The following is a 17,014-nucleotide window of genomic DNA, read 5'->3' as shown; positions in this document are numbered from 1 at the left end:
TTGCAATGACTTGCACATCTATGCGTGATGCCAGATCGCCCTATAAATATGCTCTCTTATATCAACCCTCACTACTGCAGGTCATGAGGGGGACAGGTATAGTGTAACAGTCCTGTTGTGAAATTATGCGACAGCCTGCAAGGATCTGTAACATAGCTTCCCTTGTCCGTTCAGTCATTCGTATAAAATCCAAATTAAATTCTGTTAAAAAAACGAAGGAGATGAGCAAGTATGCTAAATGCACAGCAAATTCAGGAGATTTTGCCCCATCGCTATCCTTTTTTACTTGTAGACCGCATTGTAGAGGTGGATCCTGGCAAGCGGGCAGTCGGTCTTAAAAATGTAACGATCAACGAACCGTTTTTCGAAGGTCATTTTCCTGGACATCCGGTGATGCCCGGTGTATTGATCGTAGAAGCGCTGGCTCAGGTTGGTGGGGTTGCCATTTTGAGCATGGAGCAAAATAAAGGCAAGCTCGCCTTGTTTGCAGGCATTGATGGGGCCCGTTTCCGTCAACAGGTCGTCCCTGGGGACACGCTGAGACTGGAAGTGGAAATGACGCGGGTGAAAGGTCCGGTAGGCAAAGGAAAAGCCGTGGCTAAAGTCGAAGATAAAGTAGTGGCAGAAGGAGAGCTTATGTTTGCGCTCTATGATCGAACGTAGCAGCGGATCGGGAATGCCCTGCAAGGGTGCAGGGAGCTCTCATGCCGCGGGCTCAGAAGGTATGAGCTCTAAAGCCGTGAGCTCAGAAGCCTCGGGCTTTAAATATATAGAGGGAGTGAAGTGAGTATGTCCATGACGGTTGTGGATCAATATCAACAGTGGATGAATGACCCTGCGATTGATGAAGAAACCAAAACGGAGCTTCGCCGTATCGAAGGCAATGAGAAAGAAATTGAAGATCGTTTTTTTAAGGAACTTGAGTTCGGAACGGGCGGCCTGCGCGGAATTATTGGAGCCGGGACGAACCGTATGAACAAATATACAGTTGGAAAAGCAACCCAGGGCTTGACCCACTATCTGAACAAGCAATTCGCTCATGTCGAGACGCCGAAAGTTGCGATCGCATATGATTCCAGACATCAGTCGCCGGAGTTTGCACTGGAGGCTGCGTTAGTTTTGGCCGCCGGGGGCATCAAAGCGTATGTATTTGAAGCACTTCGACCAACTCCACAGCTTTCGTTCGCCGTGCGGGAACTGAAGGCTCAGGCTGGCATTGTCATTACAGCCAGTCACAATCCACCTGAATACAATGGCTATAAAGTGTACAATCAGCATGGTGGTCAGCTTGTTGTGGATGAAGCAAAAGCGGTCATTGCAGAGATTCAGCAGATTGCAGCATTTTCTTCTATCCAGAAGCTGTCCAGGGAAGCGGCCGAGGAACAGGGATCGTTGCACTGGATTGGCGAGGAGATGGATGAGAAATACATAGAGGCGGTTACGTCAGTCAGTTTGATGACCGATCAGGATCGCGCTGCACTCGAAGATCTCAAGGTGGTGTTTACCGCTCTTCATGGGACAGGGAGTACGCTTGTGCCACCTATCTTGAAGGCCATTGGCTGCAAACAGGTACATTCTGTTGCGGAGCAAGCCGATCCGGATGCGGATTTCTCCACGGTCAAGTCTCCAAACCCGGAAGAACGGGACGCCTTTGCGATTGCACTGCGTGATGCTCAGGAGTACGATGCCGATCTGATTATTGGGACGGACCCGGATGCAGATCGGATGGGTGCTGTAGTCAAAGATCAGTCCGGTGCTTATCAAATTCTAAGTGGCAATCAATCCGGTGCAATCATGGCAGAATATTTGCTCAGTCGCATGAAGGAGCGCGGCACGTTGCCTGAGAACGGCATGCTGATTAAAACGATCGTAACCAGTGAACTGGGTGCCAGCATTGCGAAGCATTACCAGGTTGAGACGATGGACACTTTGACCGGATTTAAATACATTGGCGAGAAAATGACACAGTTTGAACAGGATGGATCATACTTCTTCCTGTTTGGATATGAGGAAAGCTACGGATATTTGGCCGGGACATACGCGCGTGACAAGGATGCAATTATTGCATCGATGCTCATCGCAGAGGCCGCTGCCTACTATAAGGCACAGGGGAAAAGCTTGGTCGATGTATTGAACGAATTGTATGCGCAGCATGGGTATTATAAGGAGAAGCTGCAATCCATCACGCTGAAAGGAAAGAGCGGGATGGAGCTGATTCAGCAGATTATGGACGACTGGCGCCAGCAGCAGCCTGCTGAAATCGGTCCTCTGCAAGTGGCACAGGTCGAAGATTATGCGCAGGGTCTTCATGGTCTTCCGCGTGAGAATGTGCTCAAGTTCAAGTGCGCCGATGGTTCCTGGTTCTGCCTGCGTCCATCCGGTACGGAGCCAAAAATCAAAATTTATTTTTCTGTATGTCGAGATTCAGAAGCGGACAGTGCAAAAACGATGCAGGTGCTCGAAGATTATGTGATGAAGCGTGTCACGGATATGACTTCAACAAGCACATAATGCCCAATCCGCTCAACTATATGAAAGCACTTGTCGTCTATTAGGACAAAGTGATGATGCAACCTCTTTGAAGGCCGTCCTCAGGGTCGTGTCTTCGAAGAGGTTTTGCATGAATGAGCCTTCACCATGCGCGTCCATCGGTATCAATAGGGAATGATAGGAGTGGAAATCGTGTCAATGCTTCAAAAGTGGAACAAGCCTGTACAGCGATTGTTATGGGGGCTGGTCATCCTGGGGATGATCGCCTCGCTGCCGCTGATTGCGAATCGGTTAAATGTTGAACAGTCATCCAAAGGGGTAGAGATCGTCTTTGACTATACCGATCTGCTTACCATTGCCAAATTTGAATCGAATCCTGAGCCATTCATTGCGGACAAGCTGGTGGAACTGAAGCAATCCGGTGTCACCACCCTCGCACTGTATGAAAACTCGTTGACCGATTTCCAGAATCAGCATCTGTTAAAGGTCTACAGTCAGGAACAGGTAACCGATATGTTCGGAGACCCACGCATTGAAGCGACACAGTCTACGTACGTCCTGTTCAAGGATGAAGCCAGCTACGAGAGGCTGTTGCCTGTGATCGAGGAAGCTTTCGGGAACCGGGGCATTGATACCCGTCCCTGGGAGTGGCCGAATGGCACACCGGGACTCATCATTGAGGAAACACTGGAATCTGCGCGAATCGTACCGATGGCACCGGACTTTCAACTCGTATCAGACCTTCAGTCTGCCGGGTTTGAGATTGTGATGCGTCTGAGTGATGATCGTATGCTGGACACGGCCCAATTGGAGCAGTTGGTGCAGAAACTGGCTCGCTATGAGATCGACTGGATTGTGTTTGGTGGCGATGCGGTAACCGGTTATCAGGGGGAAGCTGAGCAAGGTACGCTCACTTCGTTGGCCACCTTTATGGCACAGTACGGGGTTGGATTTGGCCTGATTGAGACCGACCCCTCGAAGCCAGGTCAAAAAGGGACAGAGAAGCTGGCTTATTTGACCGATTATGAGGTTGTGCGCCTTCATTCCATTATGGAGAGAGAAACAAGCCAGTCAGCGAAAAGATTGGCAGACCGTATCGTACTTGCAGTGGAAGATCGGAATATTCGAATGATCTATTTGAATGCCGATGTATCCAGAGATATCGACAATGCCACTTATAAAAATACGTTGGAAAACCTTCAAACTGCCCTTTCCGGGGAACATGGCGCAGTAAAACGACTGGAGTCAGCCGGATTCGAGCTCGGACAGGCTGAGCCATTTGAAGGACAGTCTTCCAAGTGGGACAAGCCGCTGAAGTTGATCCTGCTCATTGGAGGCATTGCGCTCATCAGTCTGCTGGCAGGAAGCTTTTTCTCCGTGCTCGCTTTGCCTGTGTTTATGATTGGTTTGGTGGGTACAGCAGGCTTGTACGTTTTGTCGTCCAAACTGTTGTTACAGGCGATGGCACTCGGTGTGGGTATTGCCGCTCCTTCGTTAAGTGTCATTCTGATCATGCGTTCGTTACAAATGAATCGTGAGCATCACGGACAAAGCAGCGGAAACCGCTCCTCGGCCTCTATTTACGTGCAAGCGTTCATCAAGTTCTTAATTGCCTGCATGTTGACGGGTACGGCATTCTTTTATATGGCCGGATTGCTTAGCGGTATGACCTACTGGTTGCGGATTGATTTGTTCCGCGGTGTCAGCTTGCTGAAGCTGGCCCCCATCGCGATTGTCGGTGTGTATTATGTAGGCTTCGCTCATCAGCGAGGGACGGCACAGACGATGACCCAGCTCAAGCGTATTCTGTTTGCCAATATCAAAGTGATCTATGTCGTGGCTGCCGGCTTGTTGGGCGTGGTGATCTTGTATTACCTGTCTCGTGCAGGCAATGCAGGCCAGACTTTGCCGTTTGAAATGCAGTTCCGTACGTTCCTGGAGAATACCTTGCAAGTGCGTCCGCGTACTCAGGAATTTCTCATTGCACATCCGTTGTTTATCTTTGCGGCCTATATGGTCATGAAATATCGCAGCGGGCTGTATTTGTTCGTATTTGCGGTCATTGGCCAGCTATCGATGGTCAATACATTCACGCATTTGCATACACCTCTTCATATCTCGGCCATTCGAGTCGGGTATGGCATGTTGCTTGGAGCGCTCGTGAGTCTATTGTTGATTCTCGCATGGGAGCTGATTGTGGTGAAAGGGTGGAAGCAATGGAAGCTCAAACTAGGCGAGTCCTGATTTCTGGCTATTACGGCTTTCAAAATAGCGGGGACGAGGCAGTTCTTCACTCAATCCTCTATGCGCTGAAGGAGCAGGAAAGCGACAGCCTGCGCGTCATTCCGGTCGTTCTGTCCAATGATCCAGCGGAAACGACTCGTTTATATGGGGTGGAGGCAATTCCGCGAATGAATCCGAAAGCCCTGTGGAAGGCGATGAAGCAATCTGACGGACTGATCAGCGGGGGAGGCAGCCTGCTACAGGATGTGACGGGCTGGAAGACGATTCCTTATTATCTGATGATCATGCGGTTGGCGAAATGGCTGAAAAAGCCTGTATTCATTTACTCGCAAGGAATTGGTCCGGTTGGACGGCCTTTATTTCAAAAGCAGATTCGAAACGCGTTTAATAAGGCAGATTATATCTCTGTGCGTGATCCGGCCTCTGCGCAGTTGCTTGAACAATTCGGGGTGCGTCGAGATATCGAGATCGTACCTGATCCGGTGATGGGCATGCCGCTGATGAAGGAGCAAGTCGTTACGGAGGAGAATATCGACGATCGTTCCTTGAAGGCTGATAGCGGGAGTTACACGATTGGGATTTCCGTGCGGTACTGGAATGAGGACCGATCGGAACTGGAGCAGCTGGCACAGAGCATGTTCGAGCTTCAGAAGCGGGTGCCCCAGCCTTTGCAGTATCGCTTTCTGCCTTTTCATCTTCCTTCAGATGAACGGGCGTCTGAATACGTGCGGGATGCCTATTACCGGATATGTCAGGCACAAGATGTGAAGGCCAGGGAAGTCGAGATGTTCCATGGTTCCGAACACCCTGAGGAGATGGTCAGGCAGGTGGCGGCTTGTCAGTTGGTCATCGGTATGCGGCTTCATGCACTCATCTATGCGGCTTCCCAACATGTCCCAATGGCAGGCATCTCCTATGACCCGAAAATCGGCCATTTCCTTTCACAAATTGACATGGCACCCTTTGCTCGTACCGATGCATTTGATGCAGGTCAATTTGCGGGGAACAGTGCTGATCTGCTCAGGTCTCAAGGCGATTGGAAGCATAAGAGGAAACCTGTGCTGGAAGAGTTAAGGGAAAAATCTCGACAGCCAGCGAAACAAATTTACCATTTTTTTCGTCTAATGAAGTGAGGGTTATGATAACATGAGAAGTGAGTTGCCACAGGTACGCATATTTGACGTCCCCTTTTGCAAATGGGGTATGGAGCAAACGGTCGCTTATTTAACGGAGGCTGTGCAGAAACGAGATCCGCATCAGATCATTACAGCCAACCCGATCATGATTATGGAAGCGGTGGAAAAGCCGGCGTTTTTAAGAATTATGCAACAGGCTGATCTGGTGGTGCCAGACGGCGCAGGCGCAGTATGGGCTTCGCAAAAAATTGGACAGCCTGTCGCGGAACGGGTCGCTGGATTTGATTTACTCCATGAATTGATGCAGGTTGGGAACGATAAGGGGTGGAGCGTATTCTTGCTTGGCGCTGCACCTGAGATTGTGATGGAGACAGAGCGAAAGCTGAAAGAAAAATATCCTAACGTGCGTTTTGCAGGGGTACGAGATGGTTATTTTAAAGATGAGCAGGATGAAGCGGTCATTGAGCAAATTCAATCGGCTAAACCTGATCTGTTGTTTGTGGCCAGAGCGGCAGCCAATCAGGAACCCTGGATCGCCAAGTACAAGTCAAGGCTCGCTGTGCCCGTTATGATGGGAGTAGGCGGAAGCTTTGATGTGATTGCCGGCAAGCTGAAGCGGGCACCAAAGCCTTTTCAGCGACTGAGGCTGGAATGGTTGTACCGGTTGCTGCAGGAGCCAAAGCGGTATAAGCGCATGCTTGTTTTACCGAAATTTGCTGTGAAAGTCATCCGCGAGAAAGAGAACATGAAAAAGCAGTGAGTATTTGCATGAAAATCGATTGAAAACCGCCAAAAACCCTCAAAATGAATGTGGAGTTTCTGTCTCAAGGAGCGTATAATCTGATTTTGTCAGGTATAAATGACAGATAAACGATCAGGTACAGATGAGATGGAACCATTCCTGTTCAAACCGGAGAAAATTTAGAGGTGGATGAGAAATGAATGTTTTATTATATGTGTTAGGCTTTGCGGCTGCTTTTGCGGTATCGCTCATTTTAACGCCTTTTGTAAAAAGGTTCGCAGTATGGGTCGGTGCAGTCGATGCTCCGAATCACCGGAAAGTGCACACCCGAATTATGCCTCGGCTTGGCGGTGTGGCGATTTATCTTGCTTTTGCTGCCTCGTTTCTGATGATGATACCAGCCTTGGATGGCTATAAGGCGAATGCCGCCTGGGCGGTCCTGCTTGGAGGTTTCATTATTGTAGTTGTGGGTGCGCTGGATGACAAAATGGAGCTGTCACCGAAAGTGAAGCTGCTCGGCCAGCTCGCTGCTGCGCTGATTGTGGTATTCGGATTTGATCTCAAGGTGGATTTTGTCAATATTCCATTTGCATCTTCTCAAAATTTGGGTGAATGGCTGAGTATTCCACTTACGATTTTCTGGATTGTCGGTGTGACCAATGCCATCAACCTGATTGACGGGCTGGATGGTTTGGCTGCGGGGGTGTCCGCTATTGCGACAGCGACAACGCTGGTCATGGCTGTGATGATGGGCAATGTGACGGTGATTGTCCTTTGCGCATTGCTGCTGGGCAGTATTCTGGGCTTCCTTCTCTTCAATTTCCACCCGGCCAAGATTTTTATGGGTGATTCCGGATCGCTATTTCTTGGATTCAGCTTGGCGACCCTGTCCATTCTCGGTTTCAAGCAAGCGACTTTGGTATCTTTCGTCGTACCGCTTCTCGTGCTTGGTGTGCCGCTCTCGGATACGTTCTTTGCCATTATTCGTCGGATTTTAAATCGTACACCGATCTCGGTAGCAGATAAAAGCCATCTCCATCACTGCCTGTTGCAGTTAGGCTTCAGCCATCGTTCGACCGTATTGCTGATTTATGGCATTGCCATCTTCTTCGGCTTGTCCGCGATTGTATTAAGTCAACTGGCGTTGTGGATTTCCTTGATCGCACTTCCCATCTTGATACTGGCGCTTCATATTGGCGCAGAAGCGATTGGCATTTTCAGCAAAACGCGAAAGCCGATACTGAATTTGCTCAGAAAAGCGGGTATTAAAACAAGTCAGTTTATCGGTACTCGCTTAATGAAATAGCAAATGAAAAGCATGAAGAACAAATAGAAGATGAAGATCGGCCTCACGCTTTCATTGAGCGTGAGGTTTTTTTCAAGGAGGACGCAGATGGTCTTTCATTCCCCTAATTTCATTGTTTTTTTTGCGGTGCTTCTCTTGCTTTATTATGCGTTCCGGTCGATTCGCCTGCCGCTCTTGGTAATTGGCAATTTGCTGTTTTATGCGGCCTCGGGGCTTGGCATGCTGGTGGTATTCGTGAGTATGACGATACTGACTTTCGTTTGTGTACATGGCATGAAGCGCTGGAAAGGCTGGTTTTGGGTCGGCATTGTGCTGAACGTGGGCAATCTGGTTCTGTTTAAGTATACGCTTCTGTTATTTGATACGTGGGAGCAGCTTACCGGTGTGTCAGTGTGGGTGTATGATGCGTGGGCGACTTCTGTTGTCCTGCCAGTCGGCATCTCCTTTTATACGTTCCAGTTTCTCTCCTATTTAATCGATGTGAGAAGAGGACAGCTCATCCCGACCCGTTCGCTTATTCGTTTCTGGATATACATATCGTTCTTCCCTCAGCTCATTGCAGGGCCGATTATGCGGGGAGATGAGTTGGTGCCTCAATTGGAAGGTCTGAAGGATAAACGCATCCGTTTTGCCGACATGAAATACGGGATGGGTCTGTTTATGGTTGGCCTGCTCAAAAAAATTGCTTTGGCTGATCCACTGGCCAGTTATGTGAATCCGTTATTTGCGAAAGAAACGATGACTGCTGTTGAAGCGTGGCTGGCTGCATACGGATTTGGCTTTCAAATTTATTTTGATTTCTCTGCCTACAGTGACATGGCTTTGGGACTGGCGTGGATGATGGGCATTCGCCTTATCCTTAACTTTGACAGCCCTTATATAAGTGCAAATCCGTCTGAGTTCTGGCGCAGGTGGCATATTTCGTTGTCTCGCTGGATTCGTGACTATATATATATTGGACTCGGCGGCAATCGAAAGGGACCGGTTCGCGTTCAATTGAATTTGCTGGCTGCCATGCTGATCTCAGGATTGTGGCATGGTGCCATGTGGACCTTTGTTTTATGGGGTGGCTTGCACGGGGTGTTGCTCATTGTCCATCGCTGGTCATTGAAGCTCAACAGATGGCACGGTGTCCAAAAGATGCGGTTAAACGGCGTGTACCGGATCGCAGCCGTGTTTGTCTTTTTCCACATCATCATGTGGACATGGGTGTTCTTCCGGGCGGAGAGCTTTGGTCAGGCCATGGAGATGACGAGACTGATGCTCCAGGTGAACCCAGTGGCGTTAGTTCAGCATCCATTTATGATCGGTGTTGCAGCGCTGTCTGTGCTGCATGTGGTGGAATATGGGGTGCGCCATCATGAAAAGCTCGCTTCGAAGTGGTGGCATTTTGCTCCATTCCCTATCCGCAGTGCGGTATATACGGCCTTGCTGTTGCTGTTATTTTACTTGCAGAGGGGAGAAACGTATGAATTCATTTACTTCCAATTCTAGCAAGTCGCATGATGAAGAGAACAGACACACTTATCATGAGGATGGGCCTGATGATGGCGTGGTTAGACAAACCGTTGCTTCAAGCCAGGGACGGGCCTTGCGAAGATGGAGGCTGCGCAGTCTATTGGGAATAGTCGGTGTATTGGTGCTGCTCGTTCTGCTGGAGCTGACTTTGTTCCGCAATCTGGCTTTCTACGGGAAATCGCCAGGCTTTATCGGACAGTTGGCAGAGCTGGAAGCTTCTTTTGAAGCGACGCATGCACCAAACATTGAAGTGGCTATTTTTGGAGATTCGCTCGGATTGGATGCATTACGTCCGGATTTACTGGCGGATGCGGCTGGTATGAACGAAGAAGAAATTTTCAACTTCAGCATCAGCGGGGGTTCTGCCTATGATATGGCCAAGCTGTACCATCACTATGAAGCGTCGATGCCCGGCTTGAAAAAAGTTTTAATCGTAGTAAATGAGCATCAATTCAACAACCTGGAAGCGGCTTCGGATATCAAGTTTAAATTTTTCGCAGGCCTCCAGGATCGTCTGGATGTCATGAATACGCAAAATTATGGCGATCTCTTGCTCGGTTGGATGTTGAAGTCCTATGATATGCGCAGCATCTGGAAGAAGATGCTGGAGAAGTATGAGAGCGGGGATTTGCGTGAAGCGGCTCCCGTGTATGAAGGCGGGCTGCCACCCGTCACCTGGTCTCCAAAGGAATATCGTGAGCCAGCGTATGCAAAGAAAGTCGCACAGCGCTGGTTTGAAAATTATGAGATCGAGGGAATCCGAACCGATAAGTTCGGGGAGATGCTGGCAGCCATGTCTGAGCGAGACCTGGAGGTGGTGGTCATCCGTTTGCCAAGAAGTGAGGCCTTCGAAACGTATACGGCTGTGCACTATGCGGATGAGCAGCAAGCTTTCCAATCTCACGTAGCGGAAACTGCGAAGCTCACAGGAGCGGTCAGTGTGGTACTACCCCAGGAACTGCTCACATACCCAAATCATTTTCGCGATGTGAATCATGTGAACCCGGAAGGTGCGAAAGTCGTCAGTTCTTATGTGGCCGAACGTTGGCTGGAGGAACAATAAGGTTGTACAAGAAATGAGACTCCATTTGCTATTGTCAACAGGGATTGATTGGGTAGATTGCGACAGGCTTGGAAAATCTTTAACAATGACGAAATCTAAGGCAACGTGTATACTAGGAATCGTAGTCGGGAAAAGAAAGAGACTGAGGTGTTGCCAAGGGGTAACCGTGTTAGGACTTGGAAACGGGTTTCTGGCAGATATCTGGGGTAAGAAAAAGAATCTTTTAATCGGTAACTAAAAACTTTTTTGGAACCTCCGCAACTTTTTCGAAACCGGCGCGTTTAATAAGATGTGAATGAAAACAAAGAGGGTTAGGAAAAGTTTTCAATAAACTCTTTACGATGAATAAGTGCCATTGTATAATGTTATAGTGGTGTTCATCGGTCTATGAATCTAGTTAACTAGTTTCTGTAACGGTCACGCTGTTGCAGACTTCTTTTACAATATATATGGTGCTCAACTCTGGAAAGGGGGTGACTCGACAATGAGAGAACCGAGCTATCCAATTGATTTATCTAAGAAAGACTCTCACAAACCGAAAGATATACGAGGAGGAGAAAGAAAGGTTATGAAAAAAAGTTTATCTCTGGTACTTGCAGCATCCCTAGTAGCTTCCGCATTCGCTGGTTCCGCTAGCGCAGCAAGCGAAATGACTGCAATGGAAAAGTTTGAAGCACTGAAAGCACAAGGTATCTTCGCAGGTAGAGCGAACGGTGATGCAGATCTTGACGCTCAAATGACTCGCGCTGAGTTCGCTCGCGTAGGTGGTCTTTTGAAAGGTCTTGATGTAGACGCTGAGCCTTCTACAAATTCTTTCACAGACGTAAGCGCTGACGCTTGGTACTACGAGGAAATCGAAGCTGCTAATGCTGCTGGTTTCATGCAAGGTTACGGCAACGGCAAATTCCTTCCAAGTGACAACGTAAAGACAGAGGAAATGGCAAGAGTATTGGTTGACATTCTTGGTCTTGAAGTAGACGCTGATGCTGAAGTAACAGGTAAAGTTTCTGATTGGGCAAAAGGCTATGTTGCAGCTGCAATCAAAGCTGGCATTATCGATTCTTCTGATGACTACACACAACCAGCTCTTCGTTCTGAGCTTGTATCTTCTTCCTATGTAGTAAACGAAGTTCAGAATCCAGAGCAAGCTGTAGCGATTACTCTTGCAGGAGCTAAGAAGTTTGAAGTGAGTTTCACTGAAGCTGTGGATACTGCTAATGTGAAAGCAACAGTTAAAAAGGGCGACAATACTGTAGCGCTTAAATCCGAATGGAATGAAGCGAAAAACGTATTGACTCTAAGCCGCAGCATTAACCTGGATGCTGGTGAATATACTGTGACAGTTTCAGGAGTGGCGAACGTTGAAGACACTACTAAAACCTTCACTGTAGCACCAGAAAGAATCGACGCAGTTAATTTGGAAGATGTAGCATACAAGACTACACTTCCAGCTGGTGGAGTTGTAGATGCTGAAGTTGCCTATAAGCTTGTAAACCAGTATGGCGAAGATATTACATCTTCTATTAACAAATCCGATCTTGTTGCGACTACTAGCTCAGGAGCGATTGAAGTTGGCGATTCAAGCGGTAAAGCGAATGGAGTTTTAGAAATCTCCGATCTGCCAGAAGCTAAAGAAGAAATTACAGTATCTATTGTGGATAAAGTAAACGGAAACAGTGCTCGTAAAACTGTTCAAGTAAAAGATCAAAAAGTAGTTGAGGATGTAACGATTCAAGCTCCGGAACTGAAAGACGGAAAAACTGCTCTTGAAGCTGGTGTGAATGATTATAAACTTCCTTACACTGCTAAAGATCAATTTGGTAATGACATTAAAGTTACTGATTTGAGTAAATTGACTTTTATCTCTTCAAACAGCACAGCGTTTACTCCAGACGTTACAACAAATATTACCTTAGATGCAGATAAAAACATTCTTATTGATTTCCCTTCATTTGAAGGACCTCAAGAAGTAAAATTGACTGTAATTGTAAATCGCTCTGGAGAGTCCTCCAGTGTTACATTTACAGTTAACGGTACTGCTACAGCAGAAGTTCCTACTCTAGTTTTGCCTGAAGGTCGTTTTAGCGGAACTGATTATAAAGTTCAGCTTCAAGTAAAAGACCAATATGGTAATGACATGAAGGCAGAAGATATTGTAACGGCTTATACTAACAATAAATTTACTTTGTCTTCTGGAAATACTAGCAAGTTTACTGTAGCTGGTGTCGAGAAAGACGGTGAAAAAGCAGTTGTTAGGTTGTTACCTGTCAATATAAGCTCAGAGCGTCAAACAGGTTCTGCAGTATTAACGGTAACTGTTAACAAATCAGGAAAAACTGCTTCTACAACAGTTAACGTGGTTGAAGCTCAGAAACCGACTGCATTTACACTTGACGCTAGCGTAACGCATGCTGTTTATAACGCAGACTTGACTCTTAAGGGTAAGTTTACGGATCAATATGGCGAAGAAATCAAAACTTCTGACAATGATGTAGTATTTGAAACTTCCGATGCTACTGCGTATGCTGCACCGAACGATACAGATGTTACAACTTTTGCCGATGCAGGAGTTACGTTCACTGCGTTGAAAGCTAACAGCAGTTCGAAAATTACTGTGAAGCTGAAAAATGCAAGCAATCAAGTAATTGATAGCAGAGAAGTAACTTTGACGACTGTTAAAAATGATGCTGCATTGACTTACTCCGTAGAAGAAGTTGGTACTATTGCTGACGAAGCCGCTGGTATTGTCTCAAACGAGTATGCTAAAAAAGTGGTTGTAATGGGTACTGACGCTTCCGGAAATAAAGTTGCACTCAAAGATCCAATTGTAGAAGTAGTTCCAGTCGACACTAGCATTGTTGTTGCAGCTGTGGATGGATCTGATTGGAAATTAGCTGCACAAGATACGGATGAAAACAAAGAAACAGTTGTAAATGTTCGTATTAAGACTCCAACTGGAAATCTGTTGAACAAGCAAGTAACAGTAAAAGTATCTAAAGATGCTCCAAAAGCAGTTGAGTTGAAGTCGAAAGATGACAAGACTGAGATTGCTATCAATGCAAATGCATCTTACAGCTTTGCTGACTTCTTTGATACAGACAACTCATTGTCCTTCATCATTAAAGATCAGTTTGGTGTTGAAAACTACAGCGATGTAGTAAACAATGCAGCTGTATTTGTAACTAATAAAGAGACTAATGTGTTGACTAAAGTTACAGGAACTTATAATTTTGAAGCTGGTAAAGAGTATAAGGTAACAGTTGTTGCTGGCGACAAACAAATGGAAGTAACTGTAAAAGTTAACCCATCAGTATAATTAAAATCAAGTAGTAAAAAATCCCCGGTTGGTACCGGGGATTTTTTGTGCTTTAATAATATAAATAGTATAGATAGTTGTTAATCCTATAGATTGACTAGAAAACTTATAGGTGAATAATAGAAGTTTCATCTAGCCAACTTACTCTCAACTAATAAAGATTTAAATAAGCAGAAACATAATAGATGACTTAAGCGTCTATTACATATAAGTGAATAAAAAGGAGAGTCGTAGATGAAAGAGGAAATGCGAAACAAAGAAAATCAGTTGGAGAGGTTTGAGGCACATTTAATGATTAGAGAGTATGTTAACACAGGAGTTTCTAGAAAGCATAGAATAAAACAAGGCAATTATAGACTATTGAATAAGATTAGTAGTATTACAATTGTGCTTATATTATTAGCAACCACTTTACTTGGATCATTTAGTGTCGCACAGCAGGCTTATTCGGCTTCAGACACACTAAAATTAGGATCAATTTTATTCAATAATCAGAAAGCTAAAGTTATCTTTACAAATATGTTAGCTTTTCAAGCAGAAAACAAACAAATCGTCAGCTTCAATGCAGAAATTCAGAACTTCTCTAACCAGGAAATTAACTTTATTGATTATTGGGTGAAATTAAAATCAATGGATGGTGTGAATTATCCGGTTTCACTAATCGAATCTGACAAAAACAAGAATGTAATAAACCCTAAATCAAGTCAAGTATTTACTTTTTATGCTTACACTGATTCTTCTGTAAATATAAAAAATTTAAAAGTTCAGTTTATCAAGTGGGATTTCTCAATGGCCAATTATGAGCGTGTGTTGGGAAGTGTGGCGATCCCTAATAAATATGCAACTGTTATGCCGTTAAAACAAGCTGTTACAATTGTTAATCAAAGCCGAAAATTTGATGTTAAGGTAACAAGCAGCGAAATTATTAGCCTGGAGTCCAAAAATGCGGTTCAAATTAAGCTTAGTGCCAAGAATAATGGAAAAAGCAGTGTTGTGCTACCTGAAATGAAATTCTACATACAGACAACAGCAGGATTATTGTATGACTTAACACCAGATAGAGAAATGAATATGAGTCTGCAGCCAATGATGACGGAAAACTTCATTTTGACGGGTTCAACTCCACCTAATATTCATCATGCACAATCAAGGTTGGTGATTACACGGAAAGATGGTGAGGTAGAACTGCCGTTGACTACGATGCAGATCGAGTTAAAGAAGGAAATACAGGATCCTATTTCTGACAAGAAAGTTATAAGTATGGATAACGGTAAAATGGAAGCTTGGGTTTCTGGTGTAACACGACGAATAATGACAGATAAGCTGGATCAGGTTGAGGTTGGCCTCGATGTTAAGAACATTGGTCAGCAAAATTTAAAGTTTCCACAATATAAATATATTTTGAAGTCTGATACTGGCTTAATGTATGTGCTTGAAGCAGAAGCAGATATTACCTCGGTATCTCCTCTAGTTACTCAGAGGCTGATACTCAAGACAGAGCTACCGAATGAAGTGAAGACAGAGAATGTCCAAATTCTCATTCAAACGGTAAACGAAAACCAAAGTGAGAACTATACCGTAGCGAAATTCAAAACAATGGTGTCAAATAGAGTGACAACCGAATCAATTGCAGCTGGCATAGAGTATGAATACACGAATCAAAACGGTGTATATGGAGTTACTTTAGCTGAAGTAGAGCGTTTGCCGCTTGCCGATGAAGACATAGTACATGCAAGCTTCACAATAGAGAATAAAGATGTTCAGTACTTGCCTATCCCACAGCTTACAGGATCCTTCAAATTAAATCAGGTGAGTGTCAATCATGATCAAACGGTGCTTGTACAACATGACAGTATTGTTGGAATTGAACCGGGACAAAACGTAAAAGTATCTCTGTATACCAAAATACCGTATACCTACAATGCTAATGAGATCATGGTGACACTTAACGAAAAACTTGAGGAGACGGAGGCACTTATACAAAACTTCAAATCCTCTACGGTTGTCACACAATTTGACTCGATTGAATTTGGAGATACATTAAAAATTGATAATATCGGAAGCCGAGCAAATGTAACGGTGAAGACAGTTAATACTTTGACTAAAGGAAATAGCAAACTTATCTATGCATTAGTTGAGGTGGAGAATTTAGAACGCAGACAATCTAATATTCCGACGCTTGCAGCACAGTTAATGACCAACGATGAATTATACTTCCCTATGCAAGTTAGTAAGGTAGAGGAAAAGGTAAATCCCCTTAGCAAAGTGCTTCTTGGAATGTGGACAGTTGTTCCGGATGGTCTGACAACCTCAAATACGGCGATTATTATAGGTGAAAAGCTTGATGATAAAGGAACGTATTTAAATGCAAGCGCAATGCTGATTCCGATAAGCGGTAAAGTCGCTAGTAACATCATGGTAAATATGGATGTTTTTCCTAATACATTGAGCGTGTATAACATTAAAGGTGACCTTCCTGGAAAGACGATTAGCTTCAATATGGAGTGGAAGAGCTTTGAATACTATCAGGTTCTTCCAGAAGAAAGTAAAATTACGGTTGAATTCAAACAAGGAGCGGCAGAATATTCGAAGTCCTATAATATTCATGAAGACATGGAATTTGGTTTAATGAAGGAAACATTAGTATTAGACGTTGCAGATCTGTATTCTAAAATGGATTCGAGTAGTCAATTTAAATTTAGAGTTCACATTGAATTGAATGGCTATAAGCGGTTAATTGGAGAGCGTACAGTAGATTGGCTGTAGAGTACTAAGGTTAGGACTGACTACATAGCAGGAGACAACTCAAAACACCTTCAAGATACTAACACCATCTCGTAAGATTTGGGAGTATCTTTGTAGGTGTTTTTACATTAGCAACTGCAATTGGCAACTGTAAATCCGATTAGATGAAGCATCTCATCATCATTAGTCTTTATATAAGCAGCGAGTTTGGTTAGGTTAATGGATCGTTTCTCCAGGTTCTTCATGTCCAGCAGGATGTTATATAGTTATGGTGCTACAAGATGTCAAGACAGTTTTTTAATAAAGCTAAGATGTGAAAAAAGGTACAATGTTATTTGAGTAGGTACAGATTGTGTAACATCAATGATCAGATTAGATGGGATTAATGGATTATAGTGCATCTTATTGATGTCCTCTCATGGAGGACGCAGTCCAAGCGGAGGCGCGGGAGCTT

10 protein-coding genes are annotated in these 17,014 nt (G+C 45.0%); all 10 read left to right on the top strand.

Annotation, left to right across the window (positions count from 1 at the left end; translation table 11 throughout):
- Positions 1–231: 231 nt before the first annotated feature.
- The 10 genes from fabZ (at position 232) to ACFSUC_RS10490 (ending at position 16,581) form a co-directional block, all read left to right on the top strand.
- Positions 232–663 (top strand): 3-hydroxyacyl-ACP dehydratase FabZ, encoded by a 432-nt coding sequence (gene fabZ, locus ACFSUC_RS10535; protein WP_379929529.1) that lies wholly within the window; start codon positions 232–234, stop codon positions 661–663.
- Positions 664–789: 126 nt separating this feature from the next.
- Positions 790–2,511: a phospho-sugar mutase gene (locus tag ACFSUC_RS10530; protein ID WP_379929528.1), complete on the top strand. Its 1,722-nt coding sequence runs from the start codon at positions 790–792 to the stop codon at positions 2,509–2,511.
- Positions 2,512–2,688: 177 nt separating this feature from the next.
- Positions 2,689–4,734 carry a DUF5693 family protein gene (locus ACFSUC_RS10525; protein WP_379929626.1) on the top strand — a complete coding sequence of 682 codons (2,046 nt, stop codon included), beginning with the start codon at positions 2,689–2,691 and terminating at the stop codon, positions 4,732–4,734.
- Positions 4,707–5,867 carry a polysaccharide pyruvyl transferase CsaB gene (gene csaB / locus ACFSUC_RS10520; RefSeq protein ID WP_379929527.1) on the top strand — a complete coding sequence of 387 codons (1,161 nt, stop codon included), beginning with the start codon at positions 4,707–4,709 and terminating at the stop codon, positions 5,865–5,867. The genes ACFSUC_RS10525 and csaB overlap by 28 nt, the downstream gene beginning before the upstream one ends.
- 13 nt (positions 5,868–5,880) lie before the next feature.
- Positions 5,881–6,630, top strand: coding sequence for a WecB/TagA/CpsF family glycosyltransferase (locus tag ACFSUC_RS10515; RefSeq protein ID WP_379929526.1), 750 nt, complete (start codon positions 5,881–5,883; stop codon positions 6,628–6,630).
- A 178-nt stretch (positions 6,631–6,808) separates the two neighbouring features.
- Positions 6,809–7,918, top strand: coding sequence for a glycosyltransferase family 4 protein (locus tag ACFSUC_RS10510; RefSeq protein WP_379929524.1), 1,110 nt, complete (start codon positions 6,809–6,811; stop codon positions 7,916–7,918).
- 87 nt (positions 7,919–8,005) lie between these two features.
- A complete protein-coding gene (locus ACFSUC_RS10505) occupies positions 8,006–9,412 on the top strand; it encodes an MBOAT family O-acyltransferase (protein WP_379929522.1) in 1,407 nt (468 codons plus the stop codon).
- Positions 9,387–10,499: a hypothetical protein gene (locus ACFSUC_RS10500; RefSeq protein WP_379929521.1), complete on the top strand. Its 1,113-nt coding sequence runs from the start codon at positions 9,387–9,389 to the stop codon at positions 10,497–10,499. The genes ACFSUC_RS10505 and ACFSUC_RS10500 overlap by 26 nt, the downstream gene beginning before the upstream one ends.
- A gap of 484 nt (positions 10,500–10,983) precedes the next feature.
- Positions 10,984–13,815, top strand: coding sequence for an S-layer homology domain-containing protein (locus ACFSUC_RS10495; protein WP_379929519.1), 2,832 nt, complete (start codon positions 10,984–10,986; stop codon positions 13,813–13,815).
- A 234-nt stretch (positions 13,816–14,049) separates the two neighbouring features.
- Complete coding sequence (locus ACFSUC_RS10490) at positions 14,050–16,581, top strand: hypothetical protein (RefSeq protein WP_379929517.1); 2,532 nt, start codon at positions 14,050–14,052, stop codon at positions 16,579–16,581.
- Positions 16,582–17,014 lie beyond the last annotated feature (433 nt).

Origin of the sequence: Marinicrinis sediminis (assembly GCF_042685085.1) — a bacterium.
Taxonomy (GTDB): Bacteria; Bacillota; Bacilli; order Paenibacillales; family KCTC-33676; genus Marinicrinis; species Marinicrinis sediminis.
This window is presented reverse-complemented; position numbering and strand designations above follow the sequence as displayed.